The sequence below is a fragment of the Rhizobium sp. LC145 genome (assembly GCF_001005825.1).
GTDB lineage: Bacteria > Pseudomonadota > Alphaproteobacteria > Rhizobiales > Rhizobiaceae > Neorhizobium.
The window spans coordinates 295,483-317,517 of sequence record NZ_LBHV01000005.1 but is presented as its reverse complement, the minus strand read 5'-3'; the positions used below and the strand labels follow the sequence as shown (position 1 = coordinate 317,517).

Annotated in this window: 28 protein-coding genes and 1 pseudogene; 10 read left to right on the top strand and 19 right to left on the bottom strand. The window is 58.3% G+C overall.

Translation table 11 applies throughout. The features are described from left to right. Positions 1–23 precede the first annotated feature (23 nt). The gene (nadE, locus tag YH62_RS17005; protein WP_046795416.1) at positions 24–845 is read left to right on the top strand and encodes an ammonia-dependent NAD(+) synthetase; all 822 of its coding nucleotides are present in this window, start codon (positions 24–26) and stop codon (positions 843–845) included. 5 nt (positions 846–850) lie between these two features. Here the strand turns inward: nadE and YH62_RS17000 are convergent, their stop codons facing one another. Continuing rightward, positions 851–1,267, bottom strand: coding sequence for a helix-turn-helix domain-containing protein (locus YH62_RS17000; protein ID WP_046795415.1), 417 nt, complete (start codon positions 1,265–1,267; stop codon positions 851–853). A gap of 119 nt (positions 1,268–1,386) precedes the next feature. Here YH62_RS17000 and YH62_RS16995 point away from each other — a divergent pair, with 119 nt between their 5' ends. Further along, complete coding sequence (locus YH62_RS16995) at positions 1,387–1,920, top strand: hypothetical protein (protein ID WP_046795414.1); 534 nt, start codon at positions 1,387–1,389, stop codon at positions 1,918–1,920. Here the strand turns inward: YH62_RS16995 and YH62_RS16990 are convergent. Beyond that, positions 1,915–2,163 (bottom strand): hypothetical protein, encoded by a 249-nt coding sequence (locus tag YH62_RS16990; RefSeq protein WP_156176966.1) that lies wholly within the window; start codon positions 2,161–2,163, stop codon positions 1,915–1,917. The genes YH62_RS16995 and YH62_RS16990 overlap by 6 nt on opposite strands. 267 nt (positions 2,164–2,430) lie before the next feature. On the opposite strand from YH62_RS16990, the gene YH62_RS16985 reads away from it, so the two are divergent. Both YH62_RS16985 and YH62_RS16980 read left to right on the top strand, forming a co-directional pair. Next, positions 2,431–3,525, top strand: coding sequence for a murein L,D-transpeptidase family protein (locus YH62_RS16985; RefSeq protein ID WP_046795578.1), 1,095 nt, complete (start codon positions 2,431–2,433; stop codon positions 3,523–3,525). A 182-nt stretch (positions 3,526–3,707) separates the two neighbouring features. Then, on the top strand, positions 3,708–4,616 hold the full coding sequence (locus YH62_RS16980; protein ID WP_245282116.1) for an NAD(P)/FAD-dependent oxidoreductase: 909 nt from the start codon (positions 3,708–3,710) through the stop codon (positions 4,614–4,616). Between the two features lie 159 nt (positions 4,617–4,775). On the opposite strand, the gene YH62_RS16975 is transcribed toward YH62_RS16980, so the two are convergent. Genes YH62_RS16975 through YH62_RS16965 form a run of 3 tightly spaced genes read right to left on the bottom strand, consistent with a single transcriptional unit; the run spans position 4,776 to position 6,837 of the window. After that, positions 4,776–5,702, bottom strand: a complete 927-nt coding sequence (locus YH62_RS16975) for a cation diffusion facilitator family transporter (protein WP_046795412.1) — start codon at positions 5,700–5,702, stop codon at positions 4,776–4,778. 41 nt (positions 5,703–5,743) lie between these two features. After that, positions 5,744–6,400 (bottom strand): thioredoxin domain-containing protein, encoded by a 657-nt coding sequence (locus YH62_RS16970; RefSeq protein ID WP_046795411.1) that lies wholly within the window; start codon positions 6,398–6,400, stop codon positions 5,744–5,746. Next, positions 6,397–6,837 carry a disulfide bond formation protein B gene (locus tag YH62_RS16965; protein WP_046795410.1) on the bottom strand — a complete coding sequence of 147 codons (441 nt, stop codon included), beginning with the start codon at positions 6,835–6,837 and terminating at the stop codon, positions 6,397–6,399. The genes YH62_RS16970 and YH62_RS16965 overlap by 4 nt, the downstream gene beginning before the upstream one ends. Before the next feature lie 234 nt (positions 6,838–7,071). Between YH62_RS16965 and YH62_RS16960 the strand changes: the two genes are divergently transcribed. Beyond that, on the top strand, positions 7,072–7,692 hold the full coding sequence (locus YH62_RS16960) for an SCO family protein (RefSeq protein WP_046795409.1): 621 nt from the start codon (positions 7,072–7,074) through the stop codon (positions 7,690–7,692). Positions 7,693–7,894: 202 nt separating this feature from the next. Here YH62_RS16960 and YH62_RS16955 read toward each other — a convergent pair whose 3' ends face one another. From YH62_RS16955 to YH62_RS16900, 12 genes and pseudogenes are all read right to left on the bottom strand, one after another. Next, positions 7,895–8,173, bottom strand: coding sequence for a hypothetical protein (locus YH62_RS16955; RefSeq protein WP_046795408.1), 279 nt, complete (start codon positions 8,171–8,173; stop codon positions 7,895–7,897). 190 nt (positions 8,174–8,363) lie between these two features. Further along, positions 8,364–8,582, bottom strand: a pseudogene (locus YH62_RS30790) (hypothetical protein); the annotation flags it as partial. Between the two features lie 27 nt (positions 8,583–8,609). Further along, positions 8,610–9,050, bottom strand: coding sequence for a DUF411 domain-containing protein (locus YH62_RS16945; protein WP_046795407.1), 441 nt, complete (start codon positions 9,048–9,050; stop codon positions 8,610–8,612). 29 nt (positions 9,051–9,079) lie between these two features. Then, the gene (locus YH62_RS16940; RefSeq protein WP_046795406.1) at positions 9,080–10,522 is read right to left on the bottom strand and encodes a multicopper oxidase family protein; all 1,443 of its coding nucleotides are present in this window, start codon (positions 10,520–10,522) and stop codon (positions 9,080–9,082) included. A 583-nt stretch (positions 10,523–11,105) separates the two neighbouring features. Next, entirely contained in the window at positions 11,106–11,390 is a 285-nt protein-coding gene (locus tag YH62_RS16935; RefSeq protein WP_046795405.1) for a copper-binding protein, read from the bottom strand. Between the two features lie 18 nt (positions 11,391–11,408). Further along, positions 11,409–11,888, bottom strand: a complete 480-nt coding sequence (locus YH62_RS16930; protein WP_046795404.1) for a plastocyanin/azurin family copper-binding protein — start codon at positions 11,886–11,888, stop codon at positions 11,409–11,411. Positions 11,889–11,914: 26 nt separating this feature from the next. Continuing rightward, a complete protein-coding gene (locus YH62_RS16925; protein ID WP_046795403.1) occupies positions 11,915–13,273 on the bottom strand; it encodes a copper oxidase in 1,359 nt (452 codons plus the stop codon). A 14-nt stretch (positions 13,274–13,287) separates the two neighbouring features. After that, positions 13,288–14,748 (bottom strand): TolC family protein, encoded by a 1,461-nt coding sequence (locus tag YH62_RS16920; protein WP_046795402.1) that lies wholly within the window; start codon positions 14,746–14,748, stop codon positions 13,288–13,290. After that, positions 14,748–14,972 (bottom strand): hypothetical protein, encoded by a 225-nt coding sequence (locus tag YH62_RS30785; RefSeq protein WP_046795576.1) that lies wholly within the window; start codon positions 14,970–14,972, stop codon positions 14,748–14,750. The genes YH62_RS16920 and YH62_RS30785 overlap by 1 nt, the downstream gene beginning before the upstream one ends. An 87-nt stretch (positions 14,973–15,059) precedes the next feature. After that, positions 15,060–15,455: a hypothetical protein gene (locus YH62_RS30165; protein ID WP_137326591.1), complete on the bottom strand. Its 396-nt coding sequence runs from the start codon at positions 15,453–15,455 to the stop codon at positions 15,060–15,062. A gap of 153 nt (positions 15,456–15,608) precedes the next feature. After that, the gene (locus YH62_RS16905; protein ID WP_046795400.1) at positions 15,609–15,863 is read right to left on the bottom strand and encodes a hypothetical protein; all 255 of its coding nucleotides are present in this window, start codon (positions 15,861–15,863) and stop codon (positions 15,609–15,611) included. A 110-nt stretch (positions 15,864–15,973) separates the two neighbouring features. Beyond that, on the bottom strand, positions 15,974–16,246 hold the full coding sequence (locus YH62_RS16900; RefSeq protein WP_046795399.1) for a hypothetical protein: 273 nt from the start codon (positions 16,244–16,246) through the stop codon (positions 15,974–15,976). A gap of 195 nt (positions 16,247–16,441) precedes the next feature. Here YH62_RS16900 and YH62_RS16895 point away from each other — a divergent pair, with 195 nt between their 5' ends. The 5 genes from YH62_RS16895 to YH62_RS16875 all read left to right on the top strand — a co-directional run bounded on the left by YH62_RS16895 (position 16,442) and on the right by YH62_RS16875 (position 20,486). Then, positions 16,442–17,119 (top strand): winged helix-turn-helix domain-containing protein, encoded by a 678-nt coding sequence (locus tag YH62_RS16895; protein ID WP_046795398.1) that lies wholly within the window; start codon positions 16,442–16,444, stop codon positions 17,117–17,119. Beyond that, entirely contained in the window at positions 17,106–18,467 is a 1,362-nt protein-coding gene (locus YH62_RS16890; protein ID WP_046795397.1) for an ATP-binding protein, read from the top strand. The genes YH62_RS16895 and YH62_RS16890 overlap by 14 nt, the downstream gene beginning before the upstream one ends. Positions 18,468–19,349: 882 nt before the next feature. Beyond that, entirely contained in the window at positions 19,350–19,679 is a 330-nt protein-coding gene (locus YH62_RS30160; protein ID WP_137326592.1) for a hypothetical protein, read from the top strand. Between the two features lie 35 nt (positions 19,680–19,714). Then, a complete protein-coding gene (locus YH62_RS16880; protein ID WP_046795395.1) occupies positions 19,715–20,143 on the top strand; it encodes a DUF305 domain-containing protein in 429 nt (142 codons plus the stop codon). 10 nt (positions 20,144–20,153) lie between these two features. Further along, positions 20,154–20,486 (top strand): four-helix bundle copper-binding protein, encoded by a 333-nt coding sequence (locus tag YH62_RS16875; RefSeq protein ID WP_046795394.1) that lies wholly within the window; start codon positions 20,154–20,156, stop codon positions 20,484–20,486. A gap of 76 nt (positions 20,487–20,562) precedes the next feature. On the opposite strand, the gene YH62_RS16870 is transcribed toward YH62_RS16875, so the two are convergent. Continuing rightward, positions 20,563–21,045: a DUF305 domain-containing protein gene (locus tag YH62_RS16870; RefSeq protein ID WP_046795393.1), complete on the bottom strand. Its 483-nt coding sequence runs from the start codon at positions 21,043–21,045 to the stop codon at positions 20,563–20,565. 164 nt (positions 21,046–21,209) lie between these two features. Then, positions 21,210–21,962: a sulfite exporter TauE/SafE family protein gene (locus YH62_RS16865; RefSeq protein WP_046795392.1), complete on the bottom strand. Its 753-nt coding sequence runs from the start codon at positions 21,960–21,962 to the stop codon at positions 21,210–21,212. Between the last annotated feature and the right edge of the window lie 73 nt (positions 21,963–22,035).

Below are 22,035 nucleotides of genomic sequence, written 5' to 3'. Positions count from 1 at the left end.
CCGCGGGCATCACGGAGGAATCTATGTTCGAGGAGCAGCGGGAGATCATTCGAGCGCTTGGGGTGGCTGGCGATTTCGATGCGGCGGCCGAGGCCGAGCGCCGGACAATGTTCCTGGTGGACTATCTGAGAGCCTCGGGGTCGAGGACGTTGATCCTGGGAATCAGTGGTGGGGTCGACTCCCTCACCGCAGGCCTGTTGGCGCAGCGGGCGGTGACGCGTCTTCGGGAAAGCGGCGGTCATGCCGAGTTCATGGCGGTGCGGCTGCCTTACGGGACACAAGCGGACGAAGCCGATGCTGGGAAAGCTGTGGCGACAATCAGCCCCGACAGGACAGTGACGATCGACATCAAGCCTGCTGCAGACGCGATGATGAGCGAAGTCAGATGTGAGGCGGATGATCTCATCTCCGGGGAGCGGCTGCACTTCCACCTCGGCAACATCAAGGCCCGGCAGCGTATGATCGCGCAGTACGCGCTGGCAGGCGGATCAAGGGGGCTTGTCATCGGCACCGACCATGCCGCCGAAGCACTCATGGGTTTCTATACGAAGTTCGGCGACGGCGCCGCCGACATCCTGCCTCTCGCGGGGTTGAACAAGCGCCGTGTGCGCGCCGTGGCGAAGTACCTTGGCGCACCTGACGATCTGGTGTTCAAGGTGCCGACTGCCGATCTCGAATCCGACGCACCGCTGAAACCTGACGAGGATGTTTACGGAGTCACCTACGACGAGATCGACGATTTTCTTGAGGGCAAAGCGGTCGGGGAAGATTCTCTGCTTAGAATTCTAGCCGCCTACCGCGCAACCGCGCATAAGAGGGCGCTTCCCGTCTCGCCTACGCTCTGACGGGATCAGTCGTGATCGGCGGAGCAGAGATCATGGTTCGCAAGTGCCCGGATCACATAGCAATCCCGGACCTGGTTTGAGTGACAGTGGGTCGAGATGCGCTCCAACTCCGCCTCGAGTTTCCTTAGGCGTTCGATCTTCTGCCGCACGGTGACGAGCTGCTCGGCGGCGATGCGGTCGGCCTCGGCGCATGGCTTTTCCGGATGCTGGCTGAGGTCGATAAGTTCTCGGATGGCCTCGATGGTCAGTCCAAGCTCGCGTGCATGCTTGATGAAGGATAGGCGTTCCTGTTCAGGCTGCGAATAGCGGCGCTGGTTTCCTTCTGAACGCTCCGGAGGGGCCAGGAGGCCCATCTGTTCGTAGTACCGGATCGTCGGCACTTTCACACCCGTCGTCTTCGACAGATCTCCGATCGTCAGCATGAAACCTCCATCCGGCACAAGGAACGAGCGCCGCGACAAAATCGCATCTCACGTAAAACTGAATCCATACAGGGTAGAACGCGGGTATCCAACAGATGCTCCAAATGTGAGGATTCCTAATGGCAAATCAAGTGAAACAACGGCTTCTACTATCCGCCGCGGCAGCGGCCGTTAGTTTCACTCTGGCCGTCACACCGACCGCAGGACGGCAGACCAAGCACCTTCCGGACTACGCCAACCTCATGGTTGAGCACGCCGAACTTGTTCTTGGTCCCGAGGGAATTCCCGATAGCCTGTATCTAACTATCTACAACGGAACCGGCAGGGACGTTGCGGTTGCCGATATTGCCGTTGCCGGATATGCGGATGCGACGCTCGTGAGGAGGACGAATGGCTTTAGAGGATCCGAGGAGGTCACTCTTTCTGACGCCTTCCTCGTGATCCCGAGGAAGGCGGAGTTGGACATGGGAAAGGATACCCTTTTCATATCCCTTAAGCGAAACGCACGTCTTCCCAGGAACGTGATGATGACGATTACGTTCGACGACGGAACGTCCACCACTGTGTTGCCGAGGATTCTTGGGTCCGGGAGCGATGAGACAAGCCACCACCATGGTGCCCTGGAACTCGAGCGAGCGCGGAAAAAATCATGAGAGAGGCGAGGATCGGGAAGGTATCCGTGCCGCGCGCCACTCCCTGAGCCAAAGAAAGGATTCGATCCCGATCGCAGCGCCCAAGGCGATCGGCGCGACGGCCCCCACCAACGCTTCGAGAATGTCATGGCCGCCGACCCAGCACACCAGGACGAATGCGAGCTTGACGAGCACGAAGCCCGCTCCGGAGAGCACCGCAATCCAGCCCACTGCCCTTGCCATATTGATGACTCGTGTCTTCATCACTCCGAACTAGGGCGTATCCCGCAGAATGGAAAATCAAGTTGTCGTGCAGCCTTCGCCACGTTGCATTTTTCCCGGAGAACCTCTTGCACCTCAAGCTGCTAGAGGTTCTATGGTGCGTCCCGAAATCTTGGCACGAAAGGCGAGCAACCTCGCAAATCCTCGCCTGATCGTGTAGTTAGACTTAACGGATTTTGACGTGCCCAAGTAAATTGGACGGGCGCGCAATCCATTTCGATCGGGCAACTGTATCGCCAAATGACTTCGATGTTCTACTATAGCCGAACCGCAATCAAAGGAGGCGTCGGGGCAATTGTCCGCCGCGCCGCTGCCGTCGCGCTCCTCGGCGTCGCGCTGTCGGGCTGTGTCGCCGCGGACATGGCTCTCGACGACCCCTCCAAATCGGCTCCCCAGATATCCGGCAAGATGTTGGCGGAGATGTCGAAGAAGCGGATGAAGCCGGAGAGCCCGGTGCTCGTCAGAATCTTCAAGCAGGAGAGCGAACTCGAGGTCTGGAAAATCGACAGTACGGGGCGCTATGCACTTCTAAAGACGTATCCCATGTGCAGATGGTCGGGGAAGCTCGGCCCCAAGATGAAGGACGGAGACCGGCAGGCTCCCGAGGGCTTCTACCATGTCTCCGCGGGAATGCTGAACCCGAAGTCCCAATACTACGTCTCCTTTAACCTTGGTTATCCGAATAAACTTGAATCTGCGCTGGGATATACGGGCGAAGCGCTTATGGTTCATGGAGCCTGTTCCTCCTCCGGCTGTTACGCGCTCACCGACCAGGGCGTCGGCGAGATTTACTCAGTCGTCGCGAAGGCGCTCTTTTCGGGTCAGGACCGCTTCCAGGTTCAAGCCTATCCGTTCAGGATGACTCCGGAAAACATGGCGCTTCACAAGGGCGACGAAAACATGCCGTTCTGGCGGACGCTCAAGGAAGGCTATGATTCCTTCGAGATCACCCGGCAGCAGCCGAAGGTCTCGGCCTGCGGACGCCGCTACGTATTCAACACAGAGTTCGTAGGCGGCGAGCCACGGGATGTCCTGGCGGAGTGCCCACCCATCGCGACGCCTCCCGATCCGCAGCTCCTGACACAGATCGAATCCGAGAAGCGGAAGGTCAACGACGCTATCGCGGAGAACAAGCCCTCTACGGTCGTGGCTTATGTTGATGGCGGAATGCATCCGAGCTTTCGAGCTCTTTTGAAGAAGAATGGTCCCGAAAAGCTGGCTGAGCGCATCTCCAGTATCAAGTATCCTATCAGCCAGCCGGACGCGGCTCTCGCGGATCCCTTCCAGAGAATATCGAAGCGGAGCGCTTCGGGGATCGTTTCCGACAGCTCGACCGGAGACTGATTGATGCCCCAGCACGACGACTACCGTACGCGCCGGATCCGGCGCAACAACTGGATCCTGCTCGCTGTGCTGGTAGCATTCGTTCTCGCCATATTCGCAAACAGCTTCCTCCACATAGGCCAGGAAGCTCGGCCAGATTCCGTGCCTGCCGGGGCTCAGTCGCGTCCGTAGGATCACGAGCCATGTCGATAGTGTCGGTTCGAGAAGGACTCCGGACCAACGTCCTCATCATCGGCGCTGGGCAGGCGGGGCTTGCAGCGGCGCATGCCCTCGAGGCGGCGGGCGTCGAATTCATCATTGTCGACGCGTTGCCTGCGGTTGGTGATAGCTGGCGCAACCGCTACGAATCCCTGACGCTCTTCACGCCGCGAAACATAAGTGCGCTGCCAGGGATGCCACTGGTCGGCGACCCTGATGGCTACGCGACGAAAGCGGAATTCGCGGATTATCTCGGGCGTTACGCAGTCAGGAACCGCTACGAGGTGATCACCTCGACCAGGATCGCCAGGCTCCGGAAAGTCGGAAGCATATTCGAGGCTTTCTCGGAAGGTGGCCTCGGCATTACCAGCAAGGCCGTCATTATCGCCACCGGCGCGTTCCAGACGCCGCGCATACCCGACCTTTCTCGATCGTTTCCGCCTCAGGTCCAGCAGATGCATGTTGCGGATTTCCGGGACGAGAGATCCATTAACGAGGGGCCGGTTCTTGTCGTGGGGGATGGCGCAAGCGGAAGAGATGTCGCCCTTTCTCTCGCTGCATCCCACTCCGTCCTTCTCGCACGAGGAAGAAGGCGGACGCTGCTTGCTGAAAGAGTTTTCGGTCGCAGTGTCTGGTGGTGGTTGCAACGGCTGGGATTTCTCCGAGCTACCGCGGACAGTTTCGTCGGCAGGAGGATGCGAAAGGTCGATCCGTTTCCGAAACGCGGGAACGACGACACAGCGCTCGTCCGGGCTGGTGTGGTTCTGAAGCCGAGACTCGTTGCCGTCGGAGGTGGTTCCTCTACGTTCGCTGACGGCTCAAGCGAGATTCCACGCGCGGTCATATGGGCGACCGGTTACGCCGACGATTTCCGTTGGATCGACATTAAATAGGCGACAGACCCGGTAGGGCGCGTCCTGTACGACAAGGGCGTCTCACCCGTTTCGGGACTCTATTTCGTCGGCAGGCCCTGGCAGCGGAACCGCGCGTCGGCGCTGATCGCCGGCGCCGGCGATGACGCGCGCTTTATCGTGGATACTCTCCGGAAGGAACTAGGATTCTGACGGCATCTTGTGTCCAACAACCTTGGTGTCGACCTCACAGGGTTCCCCTATGGTCTCAATCTCGAGTGTGCAGTGTCCAATGCCGTGCTTGCGCTGCAGGAGGCTGCGCGCCTGGCGTTTAATATCAACGGCGTCGGAGAGGTTCGAACTGCTTACGACAAGATGCGCTTCAAGGGCTTTGTGCTCCTCGTCGAGTGCCCAGACATGCACATGGTGAACCTCGGCAACGCCTTCAACGTTCCGCAGATCGAGCACCACTCTTTCGATATCCACATCTTCAGGCGTGCCCATCATCAGAACGCGGATTGATCCGCCGATCTCCGTGAACGCTTGCCAGAGGATGTAGCCCGCGATCAGCAGGGTGATCGCCGGGTCGATCCAAATCCACCCGTAGATAAGGACCAGACCGCCAGCGATGATGACGCCGACCGATCCGAGCGCGTCGGCCACATTGTGAAGGAAGGCAGCCCGGATGTTCATGCTGCTCTTCGACAGCGCATAGGTGAGGGCTGCGGTGACGAGGTCGATCGCGAGTGCGATCCCTGCCACCACCACGACCGTCCAAGCCTCGATCGGTTCCGGCGTGATGAAGCGCATGACTGCCTCGTAGAGCAGGTATAGGCCGATCACGATCAGCGTCGTATAGTTGATGAGCGCGGCGACAATTTCGGCCCGGACGTAGCCGAAGGTCATGCCACCGTCCGCGGGGCGTCTCGCTATCCGTCGCGCCCCATATGCGATCATCAGCGAGGCCGCGTCGCTGAAGTTATGCAAAGCGTCGGCGATAAGCGAAAGGCTTCCCGACACGATCCCGCCGACAATCTGCGCCACCGTCAGCAGGACGTTAACAAAGACGGCCCACCAAATGCGCTTGTCTCCGGCATCGCCTCCGTGGTGATGTTGGTGTCCACTCATTCGGATATGCTCCGTTCGCCGAGTTCCCCGATTTTAGCCGGTCAGGAACCTGCTTTCAAAGCGTCGAGCTCGGCCTTCACCAAGTTGTACAAGCCTTGGGGACTGAACTCACTGAGGGGTTTTCCGTTCACAAAAAACGTCGGCGTCTGCTCAATCCTATTTGTCCTGACATCGGCGATATCCTGGGCGAGGATATTGTCGACTGCGGGCGAAACAGCGTCCTGCTTGGCCTTGATGAGGTCGAGACCTGCCGCCGCAGCCACCTCCCATGCCTTGTCCAGGTCGGGCGCGCCATGAACAGCCCATTCCGGCTGCCGCGCGAGCAGCGCCTCTAAGACAGGTTGAAATCGGTTTTGCTTGCGCGCGGCCTCAAGTATCCTGACGGCTTCATCCGATCCCTGGTGCAGCGGGGTGTAGCGCAATACGAGGCGGACATCATTGCCGGTCTGAGCCATCATCTGCTTTACGATAGGGTAGAAAGCGCGGCATGCCTCGCAGGAGGGATCGAAGAACTCGACGATCGTGACTGGCGCAGCTATCGGTCCCATCACCGGAGAATGCATCCTGACAAGGGTGTCACCGGCTGCCGATGGCGCGGGAGTAGGTGGCGTCGTCTTGCCGCCATAGATTGCGGCGCCTCCGGCAAACAAGGCAACGGCGGCCGCAGCGGTGGCAACGACAAGGGTGCGTCTGTTCATTGTGAAATTCTCCGACGGACGACGAGGAGGAGCGTGATGATGAGCGTGAAGGCGGCGAGCGAGAGCAGTGGAAGAGGCACTACGCCAAAAAGCAACATGCCTTCACCCGAACAGGACGGTCCCTGGCCGCAAGGCTTGATGGCGGACGGCACGATCCCAAAGTACAAAAGGTTGTGGAAACCCGCCATCAGCCAGCCAACAGCTGCAACGGGCAGGGCGTAGAACCACGCCGCTGCATCCGAACGGAAGGCCGCGACGGCGAGGATCAGGGCCAGCGGAAACATGAAAGCGCGTTGGTGCCAGCACAGGTCACAAGGAGCTTGGCCCATGACCTCCCCGATGAATAAGGCGCCGAGTGATGAAACAAGCGCGATGAACCATGCTCCGAAGGTCGGCAGCCATATGCGCTCGGGTGTTGATGCCGTTATGCCGGCCATGACGTCTCCTCTTTGGATTCTGTACCATAGTGAGACCTCTAGTAGCTTGAGGGTCAAGGTGGGTTGTGAATGAGTTCATTCGAACGAGTAAATTCCGACACTTCGGTGATGCGGCACAAGAGCGCGGAACTCCCAGTTGCCGACATCTCTGCTTGACCCTCTACCCGCTAGAGGGGTTATCGCACGAATTCTGTGAGTGCGTATCGAGCGGCTCGGATGAAGATAGGAACTCGGATGAAGGGTATCAGGATTTTCAGAATAGTAACTTGGTGTCTCGTCGCCATCGTGGCGACATGGCTCATCGTCTTTGGCTATGTGCTTCCACTGCGGGAGAGTGAAACAGAGGTGGCGGCCGGTATAGCCACGCCTGCCATAGGCAAGCCCTTCGAGTTGGTGTCGCACAAGGGCGAGGTTGTGAACAACGCTTCTCTCAGAGGCAAGCCCTATCTCGCATTCTTCGGCTTCACCCATTGCCCGGACATCTGCCCGACGACCCTCTTCGAGCTCACGGATCTGATGAACGAACTAGGTCCGCTGGCCGACAGGTTCAACATCGCGTTCATCAGCGTGGACCCCGAGCGCGACACGCAGGAGATGCTCGACAGCTACATGACTTCCTTCGATACCAGAATCATGGCTCTTCGGGGGAATTCGGAGCAAACGGAAACTGCAGTAAAGGCTTTCGCGGCCTATGCCCGAAAGGTGCCGACCGAAGGCGGAAACTACACGATGGACCACACCGCTGGTGTCTACCTGATGGATGCGGAGGGGCGCTTCAAGGGGACACTCGACATGCATGAGCCCCGGGAGGTTCGACTCCAGAAGATCAGAAGGTTTGTGAACGCTTCAAGCTGACCGAGCCCGCAGGCGCCTGGCGCCCCTCGACAGCGCCAATGAGGAGTTCACCTGTCGCCGAGAGTCACGGAACCGGCTCCTCGATACCCAACTCAGGGTAATCGGGATATTGCGAAAGAGCTGGCAAATCAACGGCAAGTGATACTTGTTGATGGAGCGGGAGCCTATCCGCGGACGCGGTGCGTCGCGGATAGGCTTTCCATCAGCCTTTTTTCTCGGGCGTTGTCGATCCGTCCTTGGGGGCGCCAGTGCCATGATCCTTGTCCATGGAGGTCTGCATCATCTTGTTGCAGTTCTCCATCATCTGGCTCATTTGCGTCATCATGTTCATCATCCCCATCATGTCGCCGCTGCCCATCATCTCGTTGCCTTTTGGCTGGTTGGACGACGATGAGTTTTCTTGGGCAAAGAGAGGTACGGTAAAACCGAGGACGCCAGCAATAGCCGAGGCCGAGATCAAGATTTGTAAGGACTTACGCATAGGAATTCTCCTTTCAGTGTTTGCAGCAGCTTTTTCCAGCGGTGCGGTTTGGCCCGATAGCTGCTTCGGACGCGACCTGAGGCTCGGGCAAGCCAGCTAAATCGGTCGCGAGTTGAAGTGGGGCAGAAGCGGTGCTCGATGACGCTGAGGACGCGTCCGCATTGGCCGATCCGCCCGACATTTTGTGCATGCAAAGACCAAGCGCGCACATGGCCAGACATGGCAAAGCGGCCAGAAGGAGCGGCGCGATGCCTGCCGCGACTAGCCAATTCCACTTGAAGGCCAGTCCGAGGATAAGGACAAGTGCACCGAGGACAATCAGAAACCGGCGATTGCCGAGCAATGAACGCAGGCCACTAGGCCCGACAGGTGCTCCGGGGATTTGTGCAGTCTTGATTGGTAGGGTCATCGAGGTTCTCCTGTCAGAAGTCACAAGTTATTCGACGGCGTAAACCGTCGGGGCTTTGCCATCCGTGGTGAATGCATAGATGGTGAACGGTTCCGTCTTCACACCACCCATGCCGGGCGAGCCCATCGGCATGCCGGGTAGCGCAATGCCCGTGATGGCAGGGCGTTCGGTCAGCATTTTCTTCACGACATCAACCGGCACGAAACCGTCGACGACATAACCGTCGACCATGATTGTGTGGCAGCCCTGCAGTTGTTCAGGAACGCCGGCTGCCGTGCTGACTTGCGTCAGGTCGTTCGTCGGCTTGAGCTCGATCTTGAATCCGTTCTGTTCAAGATAGGCCGCGTAGGTTTCACAGCAACTGCAAGTCGGGTTTTTATACATCACTGCCTGGATCGGCGCGGCAAGAGCCGGCAGGGGCAATGCAATCAAAGTGGCGAGAGTTGCGATGCGAAGGGTGAGTTTCATGTCAGTCTCCATTGGTGAAGGGTTTGGGATCAAGCAATGCGAAGGACGGTCATCAGACCGGCCATCTGGTGGTCCATCACGTGGCAATGCAGCATCCAGTCACCGGGATTGTCGGCGACAAAAGCGCATTCCACGATGTCTTTCGGCGCGAACAGGATCGTGTCGTTCCATTGACGGTGCGGGACTGGTGATCCGTTGCGTGTCAGGATTTTGAGGCTGTGACCGTGAAAATGCATCGGATGCCACCATGCCGTTTCATTGCGGATGGTGAGGACGACGCTGCGGCCACGCTGGATCGTGAACAGAGGCGGCATGCCTGCCTGACCGTCGCCGGTCATCGACATGCCGTCGATGGCCCACGCGGCCTGGCCATCCATGCCGGGCGTTGCCATGCCGGATATGCCACCCACGCCGCTCAGTTTGCCGCCGCCCATCATGCCGCCTTGCAGCGTGATCTCGTGGCGTTCGGCGGTTGCAAGATCCGGCTCGGGAAGAGGGTTTGGCGGCAGACGAAACGCAATATCAAGGGGGGTGGCTCGGACCGGCGCTCCTTCGGCATAGTTAAGCCTTGTCAGGGTGTAGCCGAGACCGTCATAAAAATCGTCGGTTACCGCGTAACTGCGTCCGGGTTCGCCCTGCATGACGAGCATCACATCGACGCGCATGGCCGGACCGAGGAGGACACGCCCGTCGTCCGGTTCATGCGGATCGCAGGGCTGGCCGTCGACCGCTACGACAACTGGGCGGTGTCCTTCGAAACGTAGCGCCATTAACCGGGCGAGCGATCCGTTGACGAGGCGCAGCCGTACCCGCTCACCGGCTCTGACCCGCTCACCGGTCGGCACAGTTCCGTTCAACGTCACCATATTGCCGACCCGACCGGACATCGCCGCTTCCATGTGGTTCCCAAAGCCGGCCGCAATCTGACCGTCCGTGGTCAACCGCCAATCGGAGAGCATCCACAAAATATCGCGGTCGACAGGAACAGGATCCCGCTCGTCAACGATCAGAACACCGGCAAGTCCCCGGCCGAGCTGTTCCAGGCTGTTGGCATGCGGGTGATACCAGAACGTGCCGGCGTCGGGCGGCGTGAACTCATAGGCGAAACGTTCAGCAGGTTTGATCGGAACCTGGCTCAGACCCGGCACGCCATCCATGGCTATCGGCAGCCTGATGCCGTGCCAGTGCACGGTTGTTTCCTGCGTGAGCTGGTTTTCGACGACGATGCGTACCGGGTCGCCCTGGCGCAAGCGCAAGACCGGACCAGGCACCTTTGCGTCATAAGCCCAGACTTCGGTGTCCGGATGGGTTTCGCCGGTTAACGGCGCCCGCGCCGGAACCGCGGCAATCCGAAGCTCCTGGATGTCGGCCGAGCGTACCGGCCAGGAGCGTAAGAGGCCTGCAGCGGCAAGTCCGCCGCCCGCGAGGAGAAAGCTCCTGCGCGAGATATGTAAATTGGAATTGACAAACACTTTCGATCCTTCCGCGATCTTCGATAGCTAACGAGACGCGTCGGCCGTTTGATTGCCTAAGGACACTTTAAAGGGCCACTGCGCGCTGAAGTGCGCGAACGCGTTCAGACGCTCGCACCAACCGTCAAAACGGTTGCTACAGCGTCAGCCGAGATCGATGGATCGAGGTGGATAAGGATCAGGAGGGGCTGTGCTCCCGAACAGCAAAGCGATTCTTGGGGGGAGAAGCTTCATGCTGGTCCAGGGTATCGTTGCCTGTCCGATATGCGGGAACACGACAGATACGGGTGAGACGCAACCGACGGTGCACACCATCGGCTTGCCCTTGTCGGAATGGCCACCATCACAATCGTGGCAATCGCTGTAAACATTGGCGCTCATATGAGATGAGCTTGCCATTCTCGCTGCCATGTTAGTTGCACCGGCGACAGACGCGCTGAGACCCAGCGTCACGAAGACTGCCAGCATCAGCGCAAATATCTGTCGTATCGACCGGTTGTTCATAGCGGAAATGATGGCGCTAAATATGGTCAAAATCAAGGAGGCCGGTCGGCCGCGCTTCCGGGGAAGCGCGGCCTTATGATTACTTCACCTGCGTGACGGTCAATTTGCCGTTGACGCGCTCGGCGACGAACTGCACCTTGGCGCCTTCCTTCAGCTTTGCCAGAAGGGCGTCGTCGTTGACCTGGAACACCATGGTCATCGCAGGCATTTCGAGGCCTTTCAGCTCTTCATGGATGAGCGTGACCTTCTTGGCCTTGGCATCTACCTTCTTTACGGTCCCGTTGGTGAATTCCTGCGCGAAAGCGCCTGTCACTGAAACGATGGACATAACGGCGACGGCCGCGAGTTTGATAATGTTCTTCATGCTCTTGTCTCCTTCTGATTACTTGTTCGAGACCGTGACGTCGCCGCGCATTCCAGACTCGTAGTGTCCGGGCTTTAGGCACGCGAATTCGAAGGTTCCGTCGTTTGAGAACTTCCAGATGATTTCGCCCGACTTGCCTGGCGCGAGCGTTAGCGAGTTCGGGTTGTCGTGCTCCATTTCCGGAAACTTTGCCATGACTGCCTTATGCTCAAGGTTCGCCTTCTGCTCATCAAGAACGAACTCGTGATCGAGTTCTCCATCGTTCTTGATCGTGAAACGGATGGTCTGCCCCTTTCGGACTTTGAAGTTGTTCGGCGTGTACAGCATCTTGCCGTCCGGCGTCTCCTTCATGCTGACGCGGACGGTTTGGGTGACCTTTGCTTTGTCGCCGGGTTCGCCGACAGCCATCTTTTCGTCATGGCCGCCGCTGTGGCTACCGGATGCCAGAACTGGTGTCGCTGCTGCGGCAAGCAGAAGTGCGAGAGTAGCAATCTTCATCTTAGTTTCCTTTCAGGAGGCTCAAGTCAGCCGTGGTTGGAGTGTTTTGGGGAGACCTGCGTTTTCGCATCTTTGGCTTTTGAAGCTTCGGGGAGGCTTCCCGTCCACTCCCAGGCCTGGGTGCCGGGCGGGCTTTCGTACCAGCCTGGATCGCTGTAATCGCCCGCCGAGATGCCCTCGCGGACCTTCACCACCGAGAACATGCCGCCCATTTCGATGGGGCCGTGGGGACCCCAACCGGTCATCATGGGAACGGTGTTCTCCGGTATTTCCATCGACATTTCGCCCATATCCGCCATGCCCGCGGTGCCCATCGGCATGTATTCGGGGCGGATCTGGCGGATTTTTTTCGCGACTTCCTTCTTGTCGACGCCGATGAACGTCGGGATGTCGTGCCCCATGGCGTTCATCGTATGGTGCGACTTATGGCAGTGGATCGCCCAGTCGCCGACATACTTGGCATCGAACTCGTAAGCGCGCATGGCGCCGACCGGGATGTCGATGCTGACCTCGGGCCAGCGCGCCTCGGGGCGTACCCAGCCACCGTCGGTGCAGGTAACCTCGAAGTCGTAGCCGTGCATGTGGATTGGATGGTTCGTCATCGTCAGGTTGCCGACCCGGACCCGGACCTTGTCGTTCTTCGACACGACGAGCGGGTCGATGCCCGGGAAAACGCGGCTGTTCCAGGTCCAAAGATTGAAGTCGGTCATCTCCATGACCCGCGGGACGTATGTGCCGGGATCGATGTCATACCCACTGAGGAGGAAGACAAAGTCACGGTCGACCGGCATGAATGTCGGGTCTTTGGGATGGACGACGAAGAAGCCCATCATGCCCATCGCCATCTGCACCATCTCGTCGGAGTGCGGATGGTACATGAAGGTGCCGGACTTCACGAGATCGAACTCGTAGACGAAGGTCTTGCCGACCGGGATGTGCGGCTGGGAAAGTCCGCCGACCCCGTCCATGCCCGACGGCAGGATCATGCCGTGCCAGTGGACGGTCGTGTGCTCCGGCAGCTTGTTGGTGACGAAGATGCGGACGCGGTCGCCTTCCACCGCCTCGATCGTCGGCCCTGGCGACTGGCCATTGTAGCCCCAGAGGTATGCAGTCATGCCTTCGGCCATCTCCCGCTCGACCGGCTCCGCAACGAGATGGAACTCCTTGACGCCGTTGTTCATCCGGAATGGCAGGGTCCAGCCATTAAGTGTGACGACCGGATTGTAGTCGGGACCAGTCGTCGGACGCACGGGCGTCTGTGTGGCCGCCGAATCCATGACCGCCGCCTCCGGAAGGCCCATGTTCGATGTCTGCCCCCAGGCCTGCGAGGAGACGAGGGCGGCACCGGCGGCGCCAGCGCCAAGCAGTTGTCTTCTACTGAACATTCTCGTTTCCTTTTTCAGTGCCCGCCGCTTTCGGCGGCTTCAGCGGTTGCGAGTTCGGTCTCCGCGGCGGCCGAACCCGTGCTGCCGCCGTAAATGACGGGAGCGAGGTTTGCCTCCGCGAGCCAGAAATCACGCTTGGCATTCACGGCCAGGATCGTGGAGTCTATCTTCTCGCGGGTATCCGCGATCAGCTCGAAGGTGCTGGTGATCATGCCGTTGTAGGTGAGGAGCGACTGGTCCTCGATGGCCTTGCGAAGCGGCAGGACATTGTTCCGGTAGTGCCGTGCAATGTCGTAGTTGGATTTATATGCCACGTAAGCGGACCGAGCTTCGGAACGGACGTTGACCGCCATCTCCGCCAGCTGGTTTGCCGCACGCATATAAGCCAACTCGCCCTTCCGCAGGCGCGCTTGGCCGGAGTCGAAGATTGGGATGGTGAACTCCAACCCGGCCGACCTGGAGATATCCGACAGGATTCTACCATCCTCGCGTTCGCGTTCCTTTTCCCAAGTGCCGACCAGTTCGATATCGGTAACGATGCGGGTCACGTCCTCGAGCTTGTACGACTGAGCAGTCGCCTGAAGCTCCAATCGCGCGACCTGGAGGTCCATGCGTTTGTGGATGGCTTCAGCCTCGATGTCGTCGCGCTTGATCAGCGATTTTGGAGGCGAGGGGAGCCGGTTCGGGATCTGGAACTCGATGTCGGAGCCGGAGAGGCCCATCAGCCTGATCAACTCTTCCTTCGCCAGCTTTGCTTCCAGGCGCGCCTTCGCTGTCTCGCCGGTCAGCTCAGCATAGAAGACGTGCTCGCGCGCCTGGTCGGCCTTCGTCATCGACCCGGCCTCGCCGATTTTCTTGGCCAGTTCCGACGAAGCGTCGGCCGCCGCTTTCGCCTGATTCAGATAGGCTACGTTTTCCCAGGCGGCCACCGCATTGATCCAAGCCCGTCGGGTTTCTGCTGCCAGCGAGATAGTTGCCAATGCGGCGTTTAGCTGGGCTTGCCGGAACCGCGTCTCCGCCAACTTGATGTTTCTGTCATAGGTCGCAAGGGCAAGAATATTGGTGGCAATCGCGCCTTCGAGCACCCGGTAGGCTTCGAGGCCCGGCGTGCCGATGCCAGTCAGGCCTACCGAGAAAGTTGGAAAGACAGAGAGCTGCGTTTGCCATGCATCGGCAGCGCTGTCGCCGAGATCGGCGTATGCGGCCTGCAGGCCCCTGTTGTTCAGGAGCGCCACCTGGACGGCTGTCTCGACATCAATCGTCTTCTTCGCCATCAGCGTTTTGACGCGGCTGCGGATTTCTTCCGCCTGTTTGTGGTTTTGTATCCAGACGGTTTGCTTGCCTGTGGCCTCGTTGCTCTTCAGCGACGCGTTCATGAAGCCCGACTCCTTGGAGGAATAGTCGGTAGTGACGCATCCGGCGGCAATCAGTGGCAGCAGCAAGGAGGAAATGAGTTTCGTCTTTGCGAACGCCATCATGCGCCTCCCTTCTTCGGAGCTTGCGCGTCGTTCAGGCCACGCCACGGTTTGGGATCGACGGGCATGCGATGGCTGTATCCCCCAATGGGGCTTTGATAAAGGACGGGCCTGACGTCGGACATCGTGTCAGGGGAGTCGGTTGAGGCAACGACTTCAGGCAATGTGGATGCGCATCCGCTCGCTAAGAGCGGCAAGGCAGCCACCAGGAACAAACGTTTCATGGTGAAATCCGAGAATAAGATCGCAATTGCGCCAAGGCGCTCTCTCGCGCATAGGCACAGCAAGGCCCGCACTGCGGGTGATGGTTCTCAGATGTTCGGTGGACGATGAAGGCTCGGCGCTTGGCCGATCGTGTCCCTGTCGTCGATGAACTCGCGGATCGCGACGACGCTTGGATGGCTCAAGGATGAGCCGGAACAGGTGATGGCGGCGACGCCACAATAATCCTGACAGCAGGAGGTCTTCGACTTTTCGGGGCCTGCGTGATCATGCTGATCGCCCTGGTGATCCACGGCGCTCACAGCGTCATGATCATTTCCATGGTGACCAGCGTGATCTTCATCGAGTTGCGAGATTTGAGCCGGGGCATCGCGATGCATGGCGGCATTCACAGCGGAAAAGCTGTATCCAGCCAGTGACAAAACCATCACCAGTCTGAAGATCAGTGCCGTCACTTTAGATGTGATTCGAAACATCCCGCTCATGCCTACAAGAATCGTCAGAGCCCGAAAGCTTGTCAATCGACGACAGCTCAAACCATGAATTCGCGCCCTTTGTGTGGCACTGCAACAACGGAAGCCAGCCTGCCCGCTGTGCAAGAACGGCGCAGCGGTGTCGATTGAAAACCGCGCATCCGGTTAGTTGGGCCGTGTCGCGCCGCCGTAATAATCGCCTCGACTGGTTGTCTTCGGCGTCATGTCCCAACCGTTGTGTAGGGCGGGATTGTTGATTGACCCGGTATACCCGTAGCTGAGCTCGCGCGAACCATTCACTTCTGTTGAAGGCGTCCGTTCCGTACCTTCATAATATTCGCCTTCCTGGGCAAGTACGACGCCAGTGAGCGAAACGAGAGCCACGACCGTGGCCGCGATGGTGGAGATAATTCTGTTCATGTCTTTTCCTTTGATGCTGCCAGTGGGGAGGGGCAGTCGCCCCTTCTGGCTCGCGAAGCGGTTTGATTTTGATCGGGAGTCGAGTTGGTCAGGTTCGATGAGAGGCGAATTCAGCGACGGTCTCTGTTCCGGCGCCATTCCTGCTTAGGGTCCAAGATCGTCACGGTACCGAACTGCTTGTTCGTCCGCTGAACCTTGCCATTGCCAAGCACCTCGAAGGTCACGTTCGGATCGGAGCTGGCCGTTGCTATTTCCCCGGGATTGCCGTGACCCTGGACAATCTTATCCACCTGGGACGCAGCCGGACTCAATGATCCATTTGCAAAGGCGCTCGACGTAACGACTGTGAATACGATAGCTGTGATAACCAGCTTGGATTTCATGATCTTTTCCTCGTTCAACGCTGCCGGGTTGCAGCGTGGAGAAGGTAGATCGGTCGATTGTCCGCCACCTTTCCTGGACTTTACATTTTTGTAAGTTTGAGGAATGGGCCAGCGCCGCAACAAAGCCCGAATCATTCGGCTTTGGGACCGATAAGAACCGTTGCAACCGGAATTTTCCTCGGTCACCGCACGCCCATGAAAATCCTTCTGATCGAAGACGACGAGAAGACTGGCAGCTATATCGCGAAGGGCCTGACGACAGCGGGCCATGTCGTCGACTGGCTTCGCGACGGCCGGGATGGTCTCGCCGCAGGGTTCGGTACGTCATACGACGTTATCGTGGTCGACCGGATGATTCCGACTCTGGACGGCCTTACCATCGTAAAGAGCTTGCGCGGGGCGTCGATCCGAACGCCGGTCTTGTTTCTCACCGCGATGAGCAGCGTTGATGACCGTGTGGCAGGTCTGGAGGCCGGCGGCGACGATTATCTGGTGAAACCCTTTGCGTTTTCGGAACTAATGGCAAGGATGAATGCGCTCGTCAGACGCCCGCCCATCGCCACTGAGAAGACGAAGCTTAGGGTCGGCGACCTGGAACTAGATTTGATCAGGAGAACCGCTGAACGTGCCGGGACCGTGCTCGATCTTCTGCCTCGGGAGCTTTCTCTACTGGAGCTTCTGATGCGAAATGAAGGCAGGGTGCTGACCAAGACCATGCTTTTGGAGCGAATCTGGAACTTCAATTTCGACCCTCAAAGTTCCGTCGTTGAGACGCATATCAGCCGGTTGCGCGCGAAAATCGACAAGCCTTTCGAATTCCCGCTGCTCCATACCGTCCGCAACACCGGCTATACGTTGCATGCGCGGCGCTAGCTTCTTCAAGAGCACCGCTGTCCGGCTGGCGATCATCTATATTTCGCTGTTTGTGGTCTCGTACCTCGGAGCGAATGTCATCGCCTATCAAATGGTGCTCAACTATCTCGATAATCGCCTGAACTCGAATGTGATGGAGCGGTACCGCGAGATCGAAACCGCCTATGGCACTCGAGGTCCTACAGGGGCTGTCAATATGATCAACAGCCATGGCCCGGCCATCAGGGAGCAGGAGACGATCTATACGCTGAGGAATCCTGATGGCGATCTCCTTGCAGGAAATGCCGCAATAGATGGCGTCCCCAATGGCTTCTCCACGCTCCAACCCAAAGATCAGCATGAGAACGCGACGCCCTATAAGCTCTTTCGCGGCCGGCTCGGAGAGAACGATCTGGTTGTTGGCATCAGCTACGGAGACACCGACCAACTGGCGCGTATTGTGTTGGTCAGCTTCGGTTGGACGACCGCAATTGTCTTCGCCGTCGGCATAGGGGGAGCAGCGGTTCTAACCTATCGGATGCGTCGACGCATTTTTACACTGTCGCAGACAGCTCATGCCATTGGGCATGGTGAACTGTCGAGACGGTTGCCGGTTTCATCGCGAATGGACGAGATCGACGTGTTGTCGAGCGAGGTCAACGTCGCCCTGACGCGACTGGAGGCCAGTGTCACAGCGCTGAAACAGGTAACGACCGATATCGCCCACGACCTGAAAACGCCCATCGGACGTACATTCCTGGTCCTCGATGATGCTCTGCAGGCAGAGACGGTAGATGACGTAAAAAACGCCGTCGAAGTGGCCTTGGGAGAGCTCAGGTCGATTGCAGACACATTTGATGCACTTCTGCGGATCGCGCAGATCGAATCCCGCAGTCGAACCGCGCATTTTGGTATGGTCGACCTGAATGCGCTGGTCCGTGACATATTCGAAATACACGAAGCCATTGCCTCCGACGAAGGGTATTCGCTCAGGTTTCGTGAGGCTGAAACCAACTGTCACCTCAGCGGCGATCCCGATCTTGTCAGCCAGATGTTGGTCAATCTGCTGGCGAACGCCATGCGCCACACCCCAGCGGGCTCAACGATTGTCTTGGAGGTGGCGCGGCGAGCTGACCTTATTTACCTGACGGTTTCTGACAATGGACCTGGGATTCCGGAGGAAGAACGGGTGCGGGTCTTTGATCGGTTTTACCGTTTGGAGAAGAGCAGAACCACGACCGGATCCGGCCTCGGGTTGAGCCTGGTCAAGGCAATTGCCGACCTTCATCGGGCGACCGTGGCGCTCTACGACAGCGCGCCCGGATTGACCGTTGCGGTCGCCTTTCCAAGCGTTGAGATTTGGCCCTAGACCCAGTGCGGAAGCAACTCGTGCAATCGCCTCTCCTCTTTTCGTCGCATTGCTGGTGATGAGACCGAAGCAATTGTCCGACGCCTAAAGCCTTGATGGGGCTGCTGTTGCTATGGTGAAACGAGCGCTGCGTCCGGGCGGGCGGATACCATGGATACGGTCCTGGGGATTGCCAAGGTATGGTGGCGGCTCCACGTATGTACGAGAACATTCTCGAAACCGCCACTATGTGCGTCGACATTCTCGATGATGGTGGGGCAGGCACGGCACATTAACATGATCGTTGCTGTGGATCATGTCCTCGCAGAGAAACGGTTTCCGCCGGAGGGCCAACTGTGGACTACGCCAGTTTTTGCGAAGAGATTTGCGGCGGTCGGATGAAGCGGAGGCCCTCGCGGCAAATCGGGAAGCCTGTCCTCATCGCGGTTTTCATTTCCGCTATCGCGCCCGCACTTAGTCTGCCAGGGACCGCAGGTGCCCATATGGCACCTTCGGGCTGGGTTTATCCGGTGCAGTGTTGCAGCAATCGGGATTGTGAACCTGTTCATGATGCTCGCATCATTGAGGGGCCACAGGGTTATGTCGTTCAGGATAGTGCGAGATCATCGGGTATCGCGACGAGCGCGTGAAGAAGTCACCAGATGATGAATTTCATCTTTGCAGGGCAAAAAGCCAGGTTTCGTCTCGGGCCATCTGTCTGTTTGTTCCTCCACGATCCTTCTAAGTGACTAAGAAACCGGGGCGTCGGCGGTTGGAGCGGTAGCATCTCAACACGAGAGCCGGCTTGGTTCACTCGGCAAGTGAAGCAAGCTCCATTTTGATGGCTCGGTCGGGAACCTTTATCGGGGGCTAGGGTTTTCGCAACGAAAGCGAGAACGCTGGATGATCCCAAGAACTTCATTGAAGGTTGTTCTAGCGGTCTGTGCCGTGGCGATGCTGATCGTCAATGCATGGGCAATGACACCTGCTCTTGCTGCATCCAACATCGACTGTCAGCATGTTCATGCTTCATCGTCGATCGGCACTGGCCATCAATCGGTGCCATCGCCTGCCTGTTGCGCGGACAGGCATTGCTGCCCGATGCAGCCTCATCTTCCGACGGCTGGCCAGCCTAAACCGCTGGAAGATGAATATCAGTCCGTCATTAAGGAAGTGCAGCCGCTGCTTCTCATCAGGGCAATCGATCCGCCTCCACGGGCTCTCCAGACGTGATTTCCTTCCAGGTTCACAAGATAGGAGTCCGAAAAATGAACACGCTCAGCAATTCATCCGTAATCGCGGTGTCGCTAGCAGCTGTCGTAGCCTTCATTCCGTCGGCCGCCGCGGCGCAAATGGCTTACCCGGAAAAATGCAAGTCGGAAATGTCCATGTCCGGTGACATGGCCATGCAAGGTCATAACATGCAGATGCCGGAAATGACCGATTATCAGAAAGAGTCGATGGAAGGCATGAAGGCCATGGGCATGAACATGATGCAGGGGATGATGAAAAAGGATCCTGATGTCTCGTTCGTCTGCGGCATGATCGCTCATCACATGGGAGCAATCAGCATGGCCGAAGTGGAGCTGAAACACGGCGATAACGCCGAGGCTAAAGCCGCTGCCCAGAAGATCATCGACGATCAGACCAAGGAAGTCGAAGAACTGACCAACTGGGTCGACAAGGAAGTGAAGTGAGGAGGCGGCCATGCATCATCTATCACCTGAAATGAAGACCTGCATCGACAACTGCCTCGCTTGCTACAGCGAGTGTCTTTCGACGGCCATGGGCCATTGCCTCGAAATGGGCGGCCAGCATACGGAGCCGAAGCACTTCAAGCTCATGATGGCCTGCGCGGAAATCTGCAGGACATCGGCCCACTTCATGCTGATCGGCTCGGATCATCACAAACACACATGCCGCGAATGCGCTGAAATCTGCCGGCAATGCGCCGACGACTGCGAACGCATTGGCGACATGCAGAGCTGTGTGGACGCCTGCCGCAAGTGCGCGGAGAGCTGTGAGAGAATGGCGGCCTGAAATGAAGCGGAGGGCGATAGTTCGCCCTCCGCTTTAAACACGCTGGAACCTTCTGCCCGGCGGTCTCCATCTGCCCTTAGTCGAGGCGTGCGCGGATCGCGTTCATTTGCTCGATCTCCGCGCGCTGGCCTCGAGAAATCTCATCACATAGCGTGATGAGCTCGCTATCCTGGAGGTTGGCCTCCCGGCACATGAGGATTGCACCAGAATGATGCGGAATCATCGAGGCGATGAATTGCCGATCGCCAACGAGCGCCTGAGTGCGGGTGCCGGAGAAGGCAACCAGGAAAAGGATCGCCAGGCCAATATGAATGGCTGCGTTCAACCTCTTGTTTGCGTACATGTTGCCCATGGTCGCGAGCATGATGATCGCCATCGGGGCCACCATGGTCAGTGCCATGTAGAGCATATTGATATTGTTTCGGAAATCGCCCCAACCGTCGATCATTGAGAACATGACGAAGTACATGACGATGAGGCTGAGGACCATGTTGACCGCGAACATGGCATAATGGTGCCTGCTCATCTGTTCATGGCCTGCGGTGTGATGATCGCGCATGAGACTATCCTTGGACTTCAGGCGCGGTGTTCGACTGTGATAGATCTTCACGCCGAAGGCGCCATGTTTGGGAGGGATGTGTCACGTCAACCTCAAGGGCCCCGTTTGGTTCCCCGCATTGTCAAAACCTCCCCCGATGAGACATTGCGTCCGGCTACGACATCCTAGGCAAGCAGGAGTTTTGCCCCCGAGACAAACAATACGCCCGCCAGAAGATAGCGCAGGGCGGCGTCAGGCAAATAGCGGCTGCCCAGCAAGGCGCCGACAACGCCGCCGATAGCGACTGAAACCATCCATAGGGGAAGGGGGGCGGGCATCGTATCTAGGGTGGCATGGGCGCCGATCAATGCCGCCGCGGAGTTGAGGAAATTATAGACGGCCGTCACTGCCGCCGTCCGGCGGAGGTTCACCCATCGCATCGAGATGATGATAGGCGCAAGGAAGATTCCTCCGCCGGTGCCTGTCGAACCGGAGATGAAACCTATGGCAGCGCCAACCGCGAGCGCGGGAAAAAAGGGCGGCTCGGTGTGATGGATATCCTGAACGGACGAGGACCGCTTCGCCGACCGGATCATCTGGATCGCTGATAGAACAAGGATAACGCCCACCAGCGGATAGTAGAGGGCGGTCGGAAACTGAACTGCGCCCCCAAGCAGCGAGAAGGGAACTCCGAGGATCGCGAAAGGGTAGAATGCCCGCCACGAGAGCAGACCCATGCGCCAGAACTGTAAGGTGCCGATGGCGGCCACCAGAAGGTTGAGCGCAAGAGCGGTCACCTTCATTGGTGCCGCAGCCATTCCAAACAAGCCCATGGCGGCCAGATATCCGGACGCGCCCGCCTGACCGACCGATGCGTATAGCAGGGCAATAACCAGGAATAGAACAGCGAGCCAGCCCGCCTCGTCGTTAACAAACATTGTCAGCCCCGACTCGCGATAGTTGTGCAGGCTACCAAAGCATCAAACCGGCTCCGACGGGAGGCGTTCGTAT